18 protein-coding genes are annotated in these 16,381 nt (G+C 35.4%); all 18 read left to right on the top strand.

Annotation, left to right across the window (positions count from 1 at the left end; translation table 11 throughout):
• Positions 1–2 precede the first annotated feature (2 nt).
• The 18 genes from N0B16_RS05040 (at position 3) to N0B16_RS04955 (ending at position 16,370) form a co-directional block, all read left to right on the top strand.
• Positions 3–308 carry an ATP-dependent Clp protease adaptor ClpS gene (locus tag N0B16_RS05040; RefSeq protein WP_262989638.1) on the top strand — a complete coding sequence of 102 codons (306 nt, stop codon included), beginning with the start codon at positions 3–5 and terminating at the stop codon, positions 306–308.
• Positions 309–441: 133 nt separating this feature from the next.
• Entirely contained in the window at positions 442–2,286 is a 1,845-nt protein-coding gene (locus N0B16_RS05035; protein WP_262989637.1) for a T9SS type A sorting domain-containing protein, read from the top strand.
• 112 nt (positions 2,287–2,398) lie between these two features.
• Positions 2,399–3,013: a uridine kinase gene (gene udk, locus N0B16_RS05030; RefSeq protein ID WP_262989636.1), complete on the top strand. Its 615-nt coding sequence runs from the start codon at positions 2,399–2,401 to the stop codon at positions 3,011–3,013.
• 5 nt (positions 3,014–3,018) lie between these two features.
• Entirely contained in the window at positions 3,019–3,375 is a 357-nt protein-coding gene (locus tag N0B16_RS05025; RefSeq protein WP_262989635.1) for an FtsB family cell division protein, read from the top strand.
• A 45-nt stretch (positions 3,376–3,420) separates the two neighbouring features.
• On the top strand, positions 3,421–4,584 hold the full coding sequence (locus N0B16_RS05020) for a methylmalonyl-CoA mutase family protein (RefSeq protein WP_262989634.1): 1,164 nt from the start codon (positions 3,421–3,423) through the stop codon (positions 4,582–4,584).
• The gene (locus N0B16_RS05015; RefSeq protein WP_262989633.1) at positions 4,584–5,024 is read left to right on the top strand and encodes a DinB family protein; all 441 of its coding nucleotides are present in this window, start codon (positions 4,584–4,586) and stop codon (positions 5,022–5,024) included. The genes N0B16_RS05020 and N0B16_RS05015 overlap by 1 nt, the downstream gene beginning before the upstream one ends.
• Before the next feature lie 18 nt (positions 5,025–5,042).
• Entirely contained in the window at positions 5,043–6,191 is a 1,149-nt protein-coding gene (locus tag N0B16_RS05010) for a class I SAM-dependent methyltransferase (RefSeq protein ID WP_262989632.1), read from the top strand.
• A gap of 132 nt (positions 6,192–6,323) precedes the next feature.
• A complete protein-coding gene (locus tag N0B16_RS05005) occupies positions 6,324–6,584 on the top strand; it encodes a hypothetical protein (RefSeq protein WP_262989631.1) in 261 nt (86 codons plus the stop codon).
• Positions 6,585–6,718: 134 nt separating this feature from the next.
• Positions 6,719–8,098, top strand: coding sequence for a dipeptidase (locus tag N0B16_RS05000; protein WP_262989630.1), 1,380 nt, complete (start codon positions 6,719–6,721; stop codon positions 8,096–8,098).
• Between the two features lie 104 nt (positions 8,099–8,202).
• Positions 8,203–9,192, top strand: coding sequence for a T9SS type A sorting domain-containing protein (locus tag N0B16_RS04995; protein WP_262989629.1), 990 nt, complete (start codon positions 8,203–8,205; stop codon positions 9,190–9,192).
• A 70-nt stretch (positions 9,193–9,262) separates the two neighbouring features.
• The gene (locus N0B16_RS04990; RefSeq protein WP_262989628.1) at positions 9,263–9,967 is read left to right on the top strand and encodes an SDR family oxidoreductase; all 705 of its coding nucleotides are present in this window, start codon (positions 9,263–9,265) and stop codon (positions 9,965–9,967) included.
• Between the two features lie 141 nt (positions 9,968–10,108).
• Positions 10,109–10,855 carry an electron transfer flavoprotein subunit beta/FixA family protein gene (locus N0B16_RS04985; RefSeq protein WP_262989627.1) on the top strand — a complete coding sequence of 249 codons (747 nt, stop codon included), beginning with the start codon at positions 10,109–10,111 and terminating at the stop codon, positions 10,853–10,855.
• Positions 10,856–10,896: 41 nt separating this feature from the next.
• Positions 10,897–11,844, top strand: a complete 948-nt coding sequence (locus N0B16_RS04980) for an electron transfer flavoprotein subunit alpha/FixB family protein (protein WP_262989626.1) — start codon at positions 10,897–10,899, stop codon at positions 11,842–11,844.
• A gap of 176 nt (positions 11,845–12,020) precedes the next feature.
• Positions 12,021–12,620, top strand: a complete 600-nt coding sequence (locus N0B16_RS04975) for a bifunctional nuclease family protein (protein WP_262989625.1) — start codon at positions 12,021–12,023, stop codon at positions 12,618–12,620.
• Positions 12,621–12,629: 9 nt separating this feature from the next.
• The gene (locus N0B16_RS04970) at positions 12,630–13,889 is read left to right on the top strand and encodes a nucleoside permease (protein WP_262989624.1); all 1,260 of its coding nucleotides are present in this window, start codon (positions 12,630–12,632) and stop codon (positions 13,887–13,889) included.
• Between the two features lie 110 nt (positions 13,890–13,999).
• Entirely contained in the window at positions 14,000–14,554 is a 555-nt protein-coding gene (locus N0B16_RS04965) for an RNA polymerase sigma factor (protein ID WP_262989623.1), read from the top strand.
• A complete protein-coding gene (locus N0B16_RS04960; RefSeq protein WP_262989622.1) occupies positions 14,520–15,212 on the top strand; it encodes a hypothetical protein in 693 nt (230 codons plus the stop codon). The genes N0B16_RS04965 and N0B16_RS04960 overlap by 35 nt, the downstream gene beginning before the upstream one ends.
• Before the next feature lie 75 nt (positions 15,213–15,287).
• Complete coding sequence (locus N0B16_RS04955) at positions 15,288–16,370, top strand: hypothetical protein (RefSeq protein WP_262989621.1); 1,083 nt, start codon at positions 15,288–15,290, stop codon at positions 16,368–16,370.
• Positions 16,371–16,381: the final 11 nt, after the last annotated feature.

Here is a 16,381-nt window from a genome sequence, read left to right as displayed (position 1 = left end):
CAATGATTTTTTATAATACCATAAAAGATTACGAAAATCCGAAACGTCAATATGAAGAAGATGTGCTTGTTTTGGATGAAACGGATGAAGTCTACAAATTAATTTTGCACAATGACGACATTCATACTTTTGATGATGTCATAGAAGCCCTAATTGAGATTTGTAAACATGATTTGATACAGGCAGAACAATGTACCATGTTGGTACACTATAAAGGGAAATGCACGGTGAAAACAGGTTCCATGGATTTGCTGAAACCCATGCACGAAAAGTTGCTAGCAAGAAGCCTTACCAGCGAAATCGTATAATAAAACTCTAACAATTGTTAGAGTTTTTTGTTTATTTATAGATGAAATTTCATTTTATTTGTCATATATTAAATAAAATCTTCTTTTTTAAAATATCTTTATTATTTTAGCCATAAATTTGATTTGAACAAGTATGAAATTAAAAATTAATTCTTTGATTGTGGGCTGTCTGTTATCTTACACCAGTGTTCTTGCACAGCAGTCCCCTTTAGAAAGTTCCGCACAGAAATGGATTACCGAAAATTCCAGGAGCCTGAAAATCCCGAATTATACTACTTTACAGCTTAGTTTTGTAAAAAAAGGAAATTCCGGAGAAACACTTCGTTTTCAACAGATGATGAAAGGCGTTCCTGTATTTAGCTCTGAAATAATTGTACATTTTAACAAATCCGGAAATATCTCATACACTTCATCAGAAAATTTGAAGAATAACATACGGGAGATTAATACTTTGCCCGCATTTCCGGCTTCAGAAGCTTTACAAAAAGCGCATATTGCTGCAAAATCGAGTGGTAAAATTATGTATGAAGAAAATAAGCTGTTCGTTTATCTTACAGATTCCGGAGAAACCAAGCTTGTTTTCAGAGTAATAACCAATTCTTTTGATCATCCGGGAGAGTGGGAAACCATTGTTGATGCTCAAAGTGGGGAAATCATCAGTGTAAAAGATATCTCAGTATATCATCATTCCGATAGTGAAGACCCGAAAGTTAAAAAAAGTAAGGAAAATGCAAAGACCGTTTTAGGAACGGGTTCTGGTTATATTTACCAGCCGGATCCGCTTTCAAAAATGCAGGTTGCCTACGCAGGACAATATGTAGATGGAAGCGACGCTACCAATGCAAGCCTTGACGCGGCAAGATCTTTAGTGACCATTCCCGAACTGGAATTCGCTGCAGGAGTTTATAAGCTAAAGGGAACATATGTTGAAATTCAGGAACTGGAATCTCCAGCTACAGGACTTTTTACTCAGGCATCCAATCAGTTTCTCTTTAACAGAAATGATCAGGGATTTGAAGCAGTAAATGCCTACTGGCATCTTGATAATAATCTTCGCTACATTAATCTCACGTTAGGCATTCCGTGTATTCCTGGTCAAAACAACGGGGTTTTAAGGTTTGATCCCCACGGTTTAAGCGGACAAGACAATTCACATTATATTCCTTCCAATGACACGTTAGCATTTGGAGAAGGAGGTGTAGATGATGCGGAAGACGCAGATGTAATTATTCATGAGTTAGGTCATGGAATTCACGATTGGCTTACAAACGGCAATGCTTCTCAATCTCAAGGTTTGGGAGAAGGTTCAGGTGATTATTGGGCGCAGTCGTACAGCAGAAGCTTAAACCAATGGCCTTCTTCGGCAGCCGCTTATCACTGGATGTTCAGCTGGGACGGGCATAACCCTTTCTGGGCGGGAAGAACGACTAATTATGCTGCTGTTTATCCATCAGGAATTACAGGTACAATCCATACCGATGGACAAATATGGGCTTCAGCATTAATGAGAATCTATACGCAGATCGGTAAAGAAAAAACAGACAGGGCTTTCCTTGAAGGTTTAGCGTTAACAGGATCAAGTACCAATCAGCAAAATGCAGCTATTGCTGTAAGACAGGCTGCCATAGACATGTTGGGACAGTTTGGGTATACCTGTAATGATATTGATATTATTACGCAGGAATTTACTTCAACCGGATATGTTTTACCGACATACAATTGCCTGTTAAGCGTAACCGATACAGAAAAAAAGGATGTTATCTCAGTATATCCGAATCCAGTTTCAGATTATTTAAATGTCTCTCTCAAATTTAGTAAAGATGAAAAAGCACAGATCTTTAATATGGAAGGCAGAATGGTCTTAGAAACAACACTTGGAAAAGACAGGAAACAAATTAATGTTTCAGGTTTGCAGACGGGAGATTATATTTTGACCATAAAAGGAATGAATATTTCCAGCAAATTTATCAAAAAATAAAATTTTTTAGAATCCGGTGTCACAGCACCGGTTTTTTTTTGAAATATAAATTCATAAGGATTATTTTATTTGCATTCATGTAAAATAGTATATTTGTGGAAACTATATTAGAATGCTTGTAATAGGAATTGCCGGAGGTACAGGATCGGGCAAAACTACGGTTGTTGATAAGATTATCCAGCAGCTCGATATTGAAGGAATGAATATTCTTTCTCAGGATAATTATTATCACGATAATCATAATCTTACCCTTACAGAAAGAGAAGCGCTGAATTATGACCATCCCAAATCAATCGATTTTGAGCTGATGCTGAAGCATGTAAAAGCATTGAAAAACAATGAATCTATAGAGCAGCCTTTATACAGTTTTGTAACCCATTCCAGAACCGGCGATCACGTAACAGTGGAACCTAAAAACGTTTTGGTAGTAGAAGGTATTTTAGTGCTCACCAATAAAGAACTGCTGAAAGAATTTGATCTGAAAGTCTTTGTACACGCAGATTCTGACGAAAGATTAATCAGGAGGATCAGAAGAGATACTCAGGAAAGAGGAAGAGATCTGAGTGAAGTTTTACATCGCTATCAAACCACTTTGAAGCCGATGCATCAGGAATTTATTGAACCTTCGAAAAATGAAGCCGACCTTATTATTCCCAATATGAGGCAAAATTCGGTCGCAATCGATTTTTTAACCACTGTGATTAAAAACTCATTGAGAAAACATTAAAAAAAATGGCAGAAAAAGAACTTATTAAAGAGATTAAACCTAAATCGGAAATTGTTAAATTTCTTCAGAATTATGTTCTGAACAAATATGTCATTGCCATCTGTCTCTTTTTGGTTTGGATGATTTTCTTTGACAAAACATCTTTTCTGGTAATTAATGAGCTGAACGGTGAGATCAGCAAATATGAAGACCAGCTTCAGTATTATAAATCAGAATACGAAAAGAACGATAAATTTTACAAAAAACTCATGAATAATAAGTCTGAAAAAGAAAAATATGCCAGAGAAAATTATTTCATGAAAAAACCGAATGAAGAAATTTTTATTCTGGTTGTAGACAGTACCAAGATTGCTAAAAAGTAAAATTTAGCGTTATTCTAATTTCTTTATCACAAATTATCTAAGATCATGTCAAATACCAATACATTTTCCGAGTGGGAAAATTTAGTTAAAAAACAACTGAAAACAGAAGATATTTACACCGTTCTGAATAAAGAAAATCTGGAAGGAATTGATGTGAAACCCTATTATGATCTTATTGAAACACCTTTGACAAACCTTCCGAAAGTAGAAGAAAGTACTCATTTGGTAGCGACTTATCATGAAACTCTGGAAGAGGATGTTTTTGCGTTTCTTCTTAATGAGAATGTAGAAAATCTTTCTGAAAAAACTATTTTCATCAACAATAAAGATCTCGCAGAGCATATACGTCCGGAAGATCAGGATCAGTATTTTTCATTAATTGATGTGTTTGATGAGCACAATGCTTTGATTGATGATCAGCTTGTAAAAGAATTACTGGCAAAAAACTTTAAAAGAAATATCTGTATTAATATTGCACTTCACCAAAACGCAGGTTCATCAATTGTTCAGCAGTTGGGAATTGCTTTGGCTAAGGCGAAAGAACTAACAGAAGCGTTCGGACCGGAAATTTTAAATAAACTGATTTTCAGATTGGCTGTCGGAGGAAATTATTTTTTTGAAATTGCTAAAATTAGAGCTTTTAAGCTTATTTACAATCAGTTTTCAAAGGAATACGGCTACGACGACATTCCTTATATTTTTGCGGAGACTTCGTTAAGAAACAAATCGGTTTCAGACAGTGAAAATAACCTGATACGATCTACCTTGGAGCTCGCTGCCGCAATGATTGGTGGTTCAGATGCCGTATTCAGCAATAATTATCAGATTAATAATAATACGGACAATTCTGAAGAAATTTCTTTCAAACAGCAAATCGTTCTTGCGTACGAAAGCATTATCAATGTTTTTGAGGATGCCTCTAACGGAAGTTATTATATTGAAGACATTACCCGACAGATTGCAGAAAAATCATGGGGTTTCTTTATTGAAATCGAAGAAAACGGAGGATATCTCGAAATGCTGAAGCAAGGAATTATTCAGAGAAAAATTTATAATCAGGCAGTTGAAGAGCAAAAATGGGTAGAAGAAGGAAAAATAAAACTGATCGGTGTTAATCTTTATCCAAAATTAGAAGCAAAAAAAACGGTGTCGGAAATGTACAGTGACCAAAATATAAAACCCGTTCGTTGGGCCGAAATGTTTGAATAATGAAAGAGAAAATTATAGATTTATTAGAATATACCTATCATTTTAATAAAGAAATGATCCGGATTATTTTAGAAAATGGTCAGAATTTAGATCATAATGTTATCAATTTGATCAATCATACTTTAAATGCCCAACAGATCTGGAATTCAAGAATTTTAAATGAAAAATCGTTCGAAGTCTGGCAAATCAATCCTTTGGAAGATCTGGAAAAAATCAACAAATTGAATTTTGAAAAAAGTGTTGATATTGCCGAAAACCTCGATTTTGAACAAAGAATTCAGTACAAAAATTCAAAAGGAATTGTTTTTGAAAACAGTATTTTCGAGATGCTTTTTCATGCTGTCAATCATTCCACCTATCATAGAGCGCAAATCAATTCTTTACTGAAACAGAGCGGATTAGAACCTTTGCTGACCGATTATATTTTCTATAAAAGATAATTTTTTATTCATTGATCTGTGTTCAAAACAATTTTAAGCAAAGAAATTCAGAATTATATCAATGCAAATCTACAGTCTGACTTGCATGCTCTGCTGTTAAAAAAATCTCCTTTTCCGGAAGTTTCAATGCAGGAAATCGTGCAGCAGATCAAAGGAAAGCAGGTTGCCCAAAAAAAATTCCCGTTTTTATTAAAAGAAGGAATCATCTTTCCGCCACAGCTCAGTCTTGAGCAGTCTTCTTCAGAAAAAACAGCCATGTATAAATCAGGAATTCTAAAAGGTGAAAAAATCGTTGATCTTACAAGCGGTTTCGGGATCGATGCCTACTATATTTCTAAAAATTTCCAACATACTTTTTTGGTTGAACAAAATACAGATTTATTAGAGATCGTTGCGCACAACTGGTCTGTCTTAGATAAAAAAGCTGATTTTATTAATCAGAAACTGGAAGATTTTCTGGCCCGAAATAAAGAGCATTTTGATTGGGCCTATGTAGATCCTGCACGAAGAGATACTCATAAAAATAAAGTTTTTCTCTTGGAAGATCTCTCGCCGAATATCATTGAAATTCAGGAAAAGCTGCTTTCTATTGCTGATAAAGCTGCGATTAAACTTTCTCCTTTAATTGATCTTAAATACTTGGTTTCCGTTCTTCCTCAAATTTCCGGTATTGATATCATTGCCGTAAAAAATGATGTGAAAGAAATTCTGGTTTTTTTATCCAGACAGAGTTCTGAATCTATAAACTGCCGCTGTATCAACCTTGAAAGTGCAGAATCTGACTTTAATTTTCAGTTTGGAGATGAAGAAAATGCATACTCAGAGTTTTCTGAACCTGAAAAGTTCATTTATATTCCAAATAATACCCTTTTAAAAGCAGGCGTTTTTAATCTCATTTCAGAAAAATTTAATATTAAAAAGCTGCATCCGAATACTCATATTTATACGTCAGATCAGCAAATAGAAAACTTTCCGGGAAGAATTATTGAGATGGAAGGTATTGATGGTAAGCAAATTAGAAAGAAAGAGCCCTATAATATCATCTCCAAAAATTACCCTTTAAAACCGGAAGAGATTAAAAAAAAATACGGGATAAAAGATGGCGGAAACAAGTATCTTATTTTTACACAATCCCTGAAAGGTAAAATTATTTTAAAATCAGTATAAAAATGTTGCCGAAAAATGCAATATTTCTTACTTTTGAGCAATTAAAATTTAGGCATGAAATCGCCATGCTTATGAATATAAATAATTTGGAAGTAAGCGATTTTTTGTGATCTTAAAAAATAATAGTTAGATATGAAAAAATTAATGATATGTTTAGCCGTTGCATCAATAGCTGTAAGCTGTAAAAAAATACAGGCTGGTGGAAATAAGCAAGTTATAAAGCTGGAAGAAGGAGTAGAACGTTATTCTGATGATGAGCAGACCAGCGGGAAAGAAGAAGATCTTGCGGTGGAGCATAAAGGTGATGATCATGCGATGCCTTTAAAAGCGGAATCTCCGAAAGCCGACAGTATTGCTGCAAAAAATGCTGATTCTATCACGACACGACACTAATTGATTCAAAAATATAATACAAATCCTGCTTTTCCGGCAGGATTTTTTACGTGTAAAAGTTTTTATGTAAATTATCTTCTTTTGTTTCTTCGGCAAAACTATTTTTTTTAATTTTAGCCAAATTAAATTTAATAATGCAAGAGACCTTAAATTACATCTCAGAAAACAAACAGCGTTTCGTGGATGAATTGTTTGAACTGCTGAAAATAGCATCCATTTCTGCCGATCCCGCGTATAAAAATGAAGTTTTAAAATGTGCAGATGCCGTTGCAGGATATCTTAAAAATGCGGGCGCAGACAATGTAGAAGTTTGCCAGACAAAAGGATATCCTATTGTTTTCGGTGAAAAATTGATAAACAGTGATTTACCCACTATTTTAGTATACGGACATTACGATGTTCAGCCACCTGATCCGTTGGAGCTGTGGAAAAAACCTCCTTTTGAACCTTATATTGAAAAAACTGAACTTCATCCTGAAGGAGCAATCTTTGCCAGAGGTTCCGCTGATGACAAAGGCCAGTTTTTTATGCAGCTGAAAGCGTTTGAAGCTATGATGAGAACCAATACACTTCCTTGCAATGTTAAATTTATTTTTGAGGGTGAAGAAGAGATAGGGTCTGTAAGCTTGGGAGATTGGGTGAAGGAGAACACAGAAAAACTGTCTTGTGACTGTATTTTAATTTCCGATACGCATATTTACAGCAATGAGCAGCCTACGGTAACGACAGGTTTGAGAGGCTTAAGCTATGTAGAAGTGGAAGTAGAAGGCCCAAACAGAGATCTGCATTCCGGCTTGTATGGCGGTGCTGTTCCTAACCCGATCCATGTACTTTCAAGAATGATTGCTAAATTAATTGATGAAGACGGGCAGATTACCATTGATGGATTCTACGATAATGTAGAAGATGTTTCTGATAGTGACCGAGCAGATATGAATAAACTGAAAGATAATCCTGAAGAATTTAAAAAATCAATCGGGTTAAATGATGTGGAAGGTGAAGCGGGATATACCACTTTAGAAAGAACCTCCATCCGGCCGACTTTAGACTGCAACGGAATTTGGGGTGGCTACACAGGTGAAGGCGCAAAAACAGTGATCCCTTCCAAAGCTTCTGCGAAAATTTCAATGCGTTTGGTGCCGTATCAAACCCCGGAAGAGATTACTGAAAAATTCACTACATATTTTGAAAAAATCGCTCCTGCGAATGTACGGGTAAAAGTTACTCCGCACCACGGCGGAATGCCTTATGTTTTGCCAACCGACACAAAAGAATTTCTGGCCGCAAAAAAAGCGATGGAAACCGCTTTCGGGAAAGAAGTTTTACCATACAGAGGAGGAGGAAGTATTCCTATCACATCGATGTTTGAACAGGTGTTGGGAGCCAAATCAGTACTGATGGGATTCGGCTTAGATTCTGATGCCATCCATTCGCCGAATGAACATTACGGTTTGTTTAATTTCTATAAAGGAATTGAAAGCATCCCTTTATTTTTTGAAAACTATTCTAAATAATAAAATTAATCCTTAGAGCAATTTCTAAGGATTTTTTATTTTAACACGATTAATATTTGTTATTATTATACTTTTTTATATTTTTGAATAAAATTAAAAAATTTATGAGAAAAATTTTACTTCCTTTATTATTAGGATTCTGCATGGCAAATGCACAAACAATAGCGACAGAGAATTTTACTTCTCTAACAACAGGGAATCTTTCGACCGATGTTACTGGAACTACTGCAGGACAAGGTGGCTATTATGCTTACGGTGGTGCAGCGAGTGACTATCAAATTGCAACAATTGATGCAGCACACGGAAATTCATTAAAACTTACCAGCGGAAATGGATACAGTGCTACAGCAAATACATTTAATAGATTTGCATTTAAAAGTATTACTGCAACAGCACTTTTAACAAATGATATTTTAAGAGGCACACTTGAAATTTACACCGGCCCAGCGACAGGAGCTGGGAAAATTCAGGCAGTATTGTATGATGCAACATCGGGAATTGTAGGGATAAACTATGATTATGCTACCAAAAAAATAAGTGGTATGGGAAGATTAACACTTGTATCAACAGGAGTTTCATCATTCTACACTATCGGTTTAGGTACAGCAACATATCCTGCAAATACTTGGGTTTCTGTATCATTCACATATAATAAAACTACTGGAGCTTATTCTTGGACGTATCCTGAAGGGACTTACAGTTTTACAAATGCTAGTTATTCTTTAAACCCGGGATTAACACCTACTGAATATGATTTTGTATCCGTTACAAGTACTGGAAATACTGTAGCAAATCAAGCGGCAATTGATAATGTTAATTTGCAATTTACAAATGCAGCTACTTTAGCTACAAGTGATATTAAAGCTGTAAAAAACGCAAGCATTAGCATCTATCCAAACCCAACAAACGATTTCATCAATATCAAATCTGATTCAAAAATCAGCAATATTGAAGTTTTTGATGTGGCGGGTAGAAAAATGGATATAAAAGCTGATAACAATAAAGTTGATGTAAGAAACCTTACTTCCGGAAGTTATATGATCACTTTTGAAAATAGAGAAGGAAAAACAACTGAGAAATTCATCAAAAAATAATTTACTGATAAATCTTAGTACGTAAAACGCTCCTAATTGGAGCGTTTTTATTATTTTAGAGCAAAAATTAATGAAAGACAAGGTAGCTTATATTACAGGCGGAACCAAAGGAATCGGTTTCGGGATCGCTGAAATTTTACTAAAAAATGGAGTTTCCGTTGCATTTTCAGGAAGAAAAAAAGAAGATGTGGAAAAAGCCGAAAAAGATCTTCAGCAATATTCAGATAATGTCCTGGGAATTGTTTCTGATGTCAGAAGTCTTGAAAGTGAAGAAAAGGCGGTACAAACCACAATAGACAGATTCGGTAAATTAAATTTTGTGATTGCCAACGCGGGATTAGGTGTTTTCAAGCCGGTAGATGAATTAACCTCTGAAGAATGGAATTCCATGATTGAGACCAATCTTACAGGAGTTTTTCACACCCTGAAAGCTACAGTTCCCGAATTAAAGAAAACAGAAGGATATTACATTACCATTTCCAGTTTGGCAGGAACCAATTTTTTTGAAAACGGAGCAGGTTATAATGCGTCAAAATTCGGGGTGGTAGGCTTTACACAGGCTGTAATGATTGATTTAAGAAAATATAACATTAAATCGACCGTCATCATGCCGGGTTCAGTCGCTACACATTTCAATGGAAATATCCCTTCTGAAAAAGACAGCTGGAAAATTCAGCCTGAAGATATGGGAAATCTTGTCTTGGATATTTTAAAAATGAATCCCAGAGTTTTACCAAGTAAGATCGAATTTAGAGCTACAAAACCTAAGAGCTGAAAACATATAATGCGCTGAATAATAATTAAATAAGTATTATGCATGCATAATATATTTTTTATTTATATTTACCATTCCTTAACAAATAAAATACTTCATGAATTTGCAGTTCAGAAGTGAAAAAAAAATATATAATTAGATATGAAAATATTAGTTTGTATCAGTAGTGTTCCGGATACTACTTCCAAAATTAATTTTACAGCAGATAAATCTGCATTCGACAAAAACGGAATCCAATGGGTGATTAATCCTCTGGACGAATTTGCCTTAACAAAAGCAGTTAAATTGCAGGAATCACAGGGAGCAACTGTTACTGTAATGAATGTAGGTGATGCTACTACAGAACCTGTCATCAGAAAAGCATTGGCAATCGGAGCAAACGATGCAGTAAGAGTAAACCTTGATCCTAAAGACAGCTTCTCTACCGCTAAGGAAATTGCTTCTGTCGCTCAGAACGGAGGATATGATTTAGTGCTTTGTGGAAAAGAATCTATTGATTATAACGGAGGTTCTGTTCCGGGAATGGTCGCTCAGCTTTTAAATCAGCCTTTTGTGAATGCATCTGTAGGTTTAGAAGTAAATGGCAGTGAAGCTACGGCAGTAAGAGAAATTGAAGGTGGAAAAGAAACGATTTCCGTAAAACTTCCGGCAGTAATTGCAGGACAAAAAGGTTTGGTAGATGAGAAAGATCTGATCATTCCAAACATGAGAGGAATTATGTCTGCAAGAACAAAGCCTTTGCAGGTTGTAGAGCCTTCTTCTTCTGAAGTAAAAGTTGAGGGAGTTTCGTATGACAGTGTTCCGCCAAGAGCAGCCGTAAAAATGGTCTCTCCGGATAATTTAGATGAGCTGGTAAGACTTCTTCACGAAGAGGCAAAGGTTATTTAATCTTTAATCATTAAATTTTTTAATCTTAAATTAATTTTAAAATGGCAGTATTCGTATACGCAGAAAATATAAACGGAGTTTACAAAAAAGCGGCTTTTGAAGCAGTTTCCTTCGCTAAAGCAGTTGCAGATCTTGCTGGAGATACTGTAACGGCGATCTCGGTAAACCCAACAGATTCCTCAGATTTATTGTATAAATATGGGGCAACCAACGTCATCAATATCAAAGACGAAGGTCTTAAAAATTTCTCGGCAAAAGCTTATGCTCAGGCTGTAAGTGAAGTTGTTAACGGAAATATTATCGTATTTCCTCATACTACGGACGCATCATCAGTAGCTCCTATGTTGGCCGTGATGAACAATTTCTCTTTAATTACTAATGTTTTGGAAGCGCCGGAAAGCATTTCACCGTTTCAGGTAAAAAGAAAAGCATTTTCTGGAAAAGGTTTTATGCATGCAAAAGCTGAAGGCACAGGAGTGATCATTACCGTTTCTCAAAATGCTTTCGGGGTTAAAGAAAATACAGTTTCCGGTTCTGAAGAAGTTAAAAATCTTTCAGTGGCCAATGAAGATACTAAAGTAATCTCTCATGAGCAGAGTTCAGGAAAGTTAGACCTTAAAGAAGCTGAAGTGGTAGTGTCTGCAGGGAGAGGGATGAAAGGCCCGGAAAACTGGGGCATGGTTGAAGATTTAGCCAACGTTTTGGGAGCTGCAACAGCCTGCTCAAAACCGGTTTCCGATATTGGATGGAGACCTCATACAGAGCACGTAGGACAAACAGGTAAAGCAATCGCACCTAATCTCTACATTGCTATTGGTATTTCAGGAGCTATTCAGCATTTGGCAGGGGTAAACTCTTCTAAAACGATTGTTGTGATCAATAATGATGCGGAAGCACCATTCTTCAAATCGGCTGATTATGGCGTAGTGGGAGATGCATTTCAGATTTTGCCTGCATTGACAGAAAAAATTAAAGCCATCAAAGGATAAAATTTAAAATTAAAGGTTAATTTTTTTGTATGTCATTAATTGATCATTCAATGTATTGCAAACAAAATTTTGAACTTTAATAACAACATTATACAGTAAAAGCTCGGCTTTCCGGGCTTTTACTTTTGTGCAAAAAAGTAAAACCTACAATAAAAAATTAATTTATATTTGTAGTTATGGATTATAGACAGCTAATTATTCGCGGAATATCGTACAGCCAAACCCAGTCGGGAGCGTACGCTTTATTATTAGAACATGAAGAGACTCACATTAAATTACCTGTTGTCATAGGAAATTTTGAAGCACAATCCATCTCATTAGGTTTAGAAAAAGATATTCATCCGCCGCGTCCGCTTACACACGACTTATTTACAAAATTTATAGTTTCTGCGCAGTATGAATTGGTCTCCGTGATCATTTATCAGATCGTAGACGGAGTTTTCTTCTCAAACATCAATTTTAAAAATAAACTGACGGAAGAGGAAATGATTTTAGACGCCAGAACATCAGATGCGGTGGCAATGGCTGTACGATTTGATGCGCCTATATTTACAACACAGCAGGTTCTTAACGAAGCCGGAATTCTTCTTGAGCTGGAAGATACCGCAAAAGATGAAGAAATCTTTTCGGAAACCGTACAGGATGAAGACAGTTTAAAGTCAGTATCCATGGAAGAGCTGCAGAAATTACTGGAAGATGCTGTAAAGGAAGAAGATTTTGATACCGCGCTTGAAATTCAGGAAGAGATCAAAAGAAGAAAAAAGAAAATCGACTAAAAAAACACAATGAATTTAAAATTACGATTGACCGTCCTTAGCTTTCTGCAGTTTTTTGTATGGGGAGCATGGCTTATTACTTTCGCCAATTATTGGTTCGGAACAATGCATTGGGGTGGAGAGGAGTTTGGGCTTGTATTCACGACACTCGGGATTTCATCTATCATTATGCCTGCAGTTACAGGAATCATTGCAGACCGATGGATGAACGCCGAAAAACTATACGGAATTCTACATATAGGATATGCCATTACTTTGCTGTATTTACCTCAAGTAGATAATCCTACTACTTTTTTCTGGATCATGCTGATTGCGATGTTCTTTTACATGCCTACTATTTCGCTTTCCAATTCAATTGCGTATTATATTCTTAAAAATAATAATTTCGATGTGGTAAAAGTCTTCCCTCCAATACGGGTTTGGGGAACTTTAGGCTTTATTGCGGCCATGTGGATTACAAATTTAACGGATAATAAAGCTTCCGCAAATCAATTTTATATTGCAGCAGCTTTTGCGGTCATCCTTGCCATATATGCATTTACGTTACCTGCATGTAAACCGCAAAGCCTTATCCCGAAAGATGCATCAGTTTCAGAAAAATTAGGATTAAACGCATTCAAACTTTTCGGGAATTATAAACTTGCTTTATTTTTTGTCTTTTCAATGTTTTTGGGAGCTGCATTACAGCTGACGAATATGTATGGAGACGTTTTCTTATCAGATTTCGGTAAAAATCCTGCATATGCTGAGAGTTTTGTGGTGAAGCGATCTACCTTAATCATGTCTATATCTCAGTTTTCAGAAACGGCATTTATTCTTGCCATCCCGTTTTTCTTAAAAAGATTCGGAATAAAAAATGTAATGCTGATCTCCATGTTTGCATGGGTTTTACGGTTCGCATTTTTTGCATATGGCGATCCTTACGGATTCGGATTAGGATTAATCATTCTTTCATGTATTGTGTACGGAATGGCATTTGATTTTTTTAATGTTTCAGGATCCCTTTTTGTAGAAACCACTACAGATTATAAGATACGTTCTTCCGCACAAGGTCTATTCATGATGATGACCAACGGTTTTGGGGCAATAATAGGAAGTTTCGGCAGCGGCTGGATTATTTCTAATTTATTTACCTTAGCAAACGGCGATAAAATGTGGCATGAGATATGGTTGCTTTTTGCAGGATATGCTCTTGTTATTACCATTTTATTTGCTCTATTCTTTAAGCATAAGCACAATCCGGAAGAATTGGAAAATGTAAAACATTAATTATTTAGTTTTATCAATATAAAATTGCACTTTTGAAAAAAAGCTGCAATTTTTTTTATTTTCAGGCAACCATTTGAATACTTACTCGTCTTAGTAATAGAAACTGATACATGGATATTTTAGAAAAGAATTTCATTTTGGCTAAAAAGCAGGATCGGAAGGCTCAGAAAGCCCTTTACGATTTGTTTTCTGCAAAAATGCTGGCGGTCGCCCATTCTTATACCAATAATATTCATGATGCGGAAGATATTTTATTGAATGCTTTCATGAAATGCTTTACCAAAATTAATGAATGCAGAGAATGGAAAAGTTTTCCGTTTTGGCTCAGGAAAATCGTTGTCAATGATTCGATAAGTTTTGTCAGGAAAAACAGCAATATTCTCTATGCAGATGTAGAAGTTGCAGATGAGTTTGCAGATGATGATCTTGATGAAAATATGCCTGAAATCCATCTGGAGGATATTTTTTCACACATGCCTTCAGGATATAAAATGATTTTTAACCTCTATGTATTTGAAGAGAAAAAGCATCACGAGATTGCGGAAATTCTCAATATCTCGGAAGGGACAAGTAAAAGTCAACTGAATAAAGCTAAAAAATGGCTGACACATTATTTACAAACGAAAAAAGATGAAAAAAGAAATATTGAAACAACTAAGATCTGATTATAATAAGCTGGAAATAAAGCCTTCTGAAGAGCTGTGGTCAAAAATAGAATCCGGTCTCGAATCGCAAACTGATATTGCGCCTCAGAAGACTTCTTTTCGATGGTGGAAATATGCAGCAGCTGTTGCTTTTCTGATCTTTATGATTCCGTTTTATTATTATGAAAACCATCCCGCAGATAAAAAAACCAGCTATAAAAAAACCGTTCAGGATCATGTTGCACCCTCTCAATGGACAGCTAAAAAATTGGATGTTCAAAATGTACAGATTTCAGAAGCAACCGAAAAAATAGCAGTGGAAAAAAGTCCTGATGCTACAAAAGAAAATGCATCATTAACTATTCCTTCAGAAAAGATCAAAAACGATCTCCCTGTTATTGTAAAAAGGGATGAACAGATTAAAAATGAAGATATTTCTAAAAATGACATTACTAAAACCATCATTCCACAAATTTCGTTAGCTGAACATAAAAAGGTGAATTATACCAATGCCGATCAGCTTTTAATGGGAAGGGAACTGGAAAAGACACGGGAAGAAAATAATACGGACCAGATGAAATTCGGCACGCTTGACATGTCCAAAATAAAAATTAAAAGGCCGGGTTCTTTAAAAATACTGGGTTTCACCATCTATTCAGATTCTTTAGAAACCAGATAATCTCAACAAAATGTAATCTTTACTGTTCTGAAATACAGAACAGGAAGTACAATAATGCCTAAAATAAATCTCTATATGAAAACAAAAATTGCATCATTTGCCGCCATTCTTTTTTTTACCTGCGCATTTTCTCAGGAAAAAACCGTCATCGATTCTCAAATGAAAATATATGCTAAAAAAATCGACAGCATTGTAATTTCAGAAAAATCTAAAATGAATAATGAGCTGGATGCCGTAGACCAGGATTTTAAACAAAAAAAGATTTCTTCGGACGAAAAGCAGAAGCAGAGAGCAGAAATTGCTACAAAATACGAACAGAGCATTAATGAAAAAGTAGAGCTTCAAAAAACAGATCTTGAAAATGCAACCAAAGAAATTGTAAAAAATTCTGTGCTGGGAAAAACTTCTGGTCTTGATCAGATTGTTTTTTCACAGAATAATGCTTTGCTCAGCTTCAAAGATTCCAAAACCAATAAAAAAGATCTTCTGAAAACTTTTGATCTCAATCTCGCGGTTGGATTTATTGATCTCACAAAATCTGCTTCCTCACTGGCAATAGGCAACCGAGATTCAGAGATAAAATTTGGCAAATCTACGTCAACGGTTGTAGAGTTCAGATTTACAAGACAATTGGGTGCTCTTACGTCGCCCGTATTTTACCGTTTCGGATTTGGCTATAGAGGGGATACTTTTGTGCCCGATCATTCTAGAGTTTTTAATTATGACAACAATCAATTGTTTCTTACCGACTTTACAGCAGGAAATTTGAAAAAATCAAGATTTCTAAATCATTACATTATGGTTCCGTTAGATTTTGTCTTTGTGTTAAATCCAAAATATACCATAGAAAATAATGAAAAGATGCTGGATAATACCAAAGGGAATTTAAGATTATCAGCAGGAATTTATGGGGGAGTACGGGTAATGAGCCAGAATCAGATTATTTATAAAAATATGGATGATCACAGAGTGAGCTATAAAGAAAATATCCCGGATGTTGCCAACAATTTTCTTTTTGGAGGAAAGCTTTCATTAGGATATGGAGCATTTAATATTTTTGTGAAAAAAGATTTTACCCCGAATTTCAATGATAATATTAAAATGAACAACAAATACGGTTTTCAGATTGGTCTCGAATTATTATATGTAAATTTTTAATTGCATAACTA

The organism is Chryseobacterium gilvum, assembly GCF_025628965.1.
GTDB lineage: Bacteria > Bacteroidota > Bacteroidia > Flavobacteriales > Weeksellaceae > Chryseobacterium > Chryseobacterium gilvum.
This window is presented reverse-complemented; position numbering and strand designations above follow the sequence as displayed.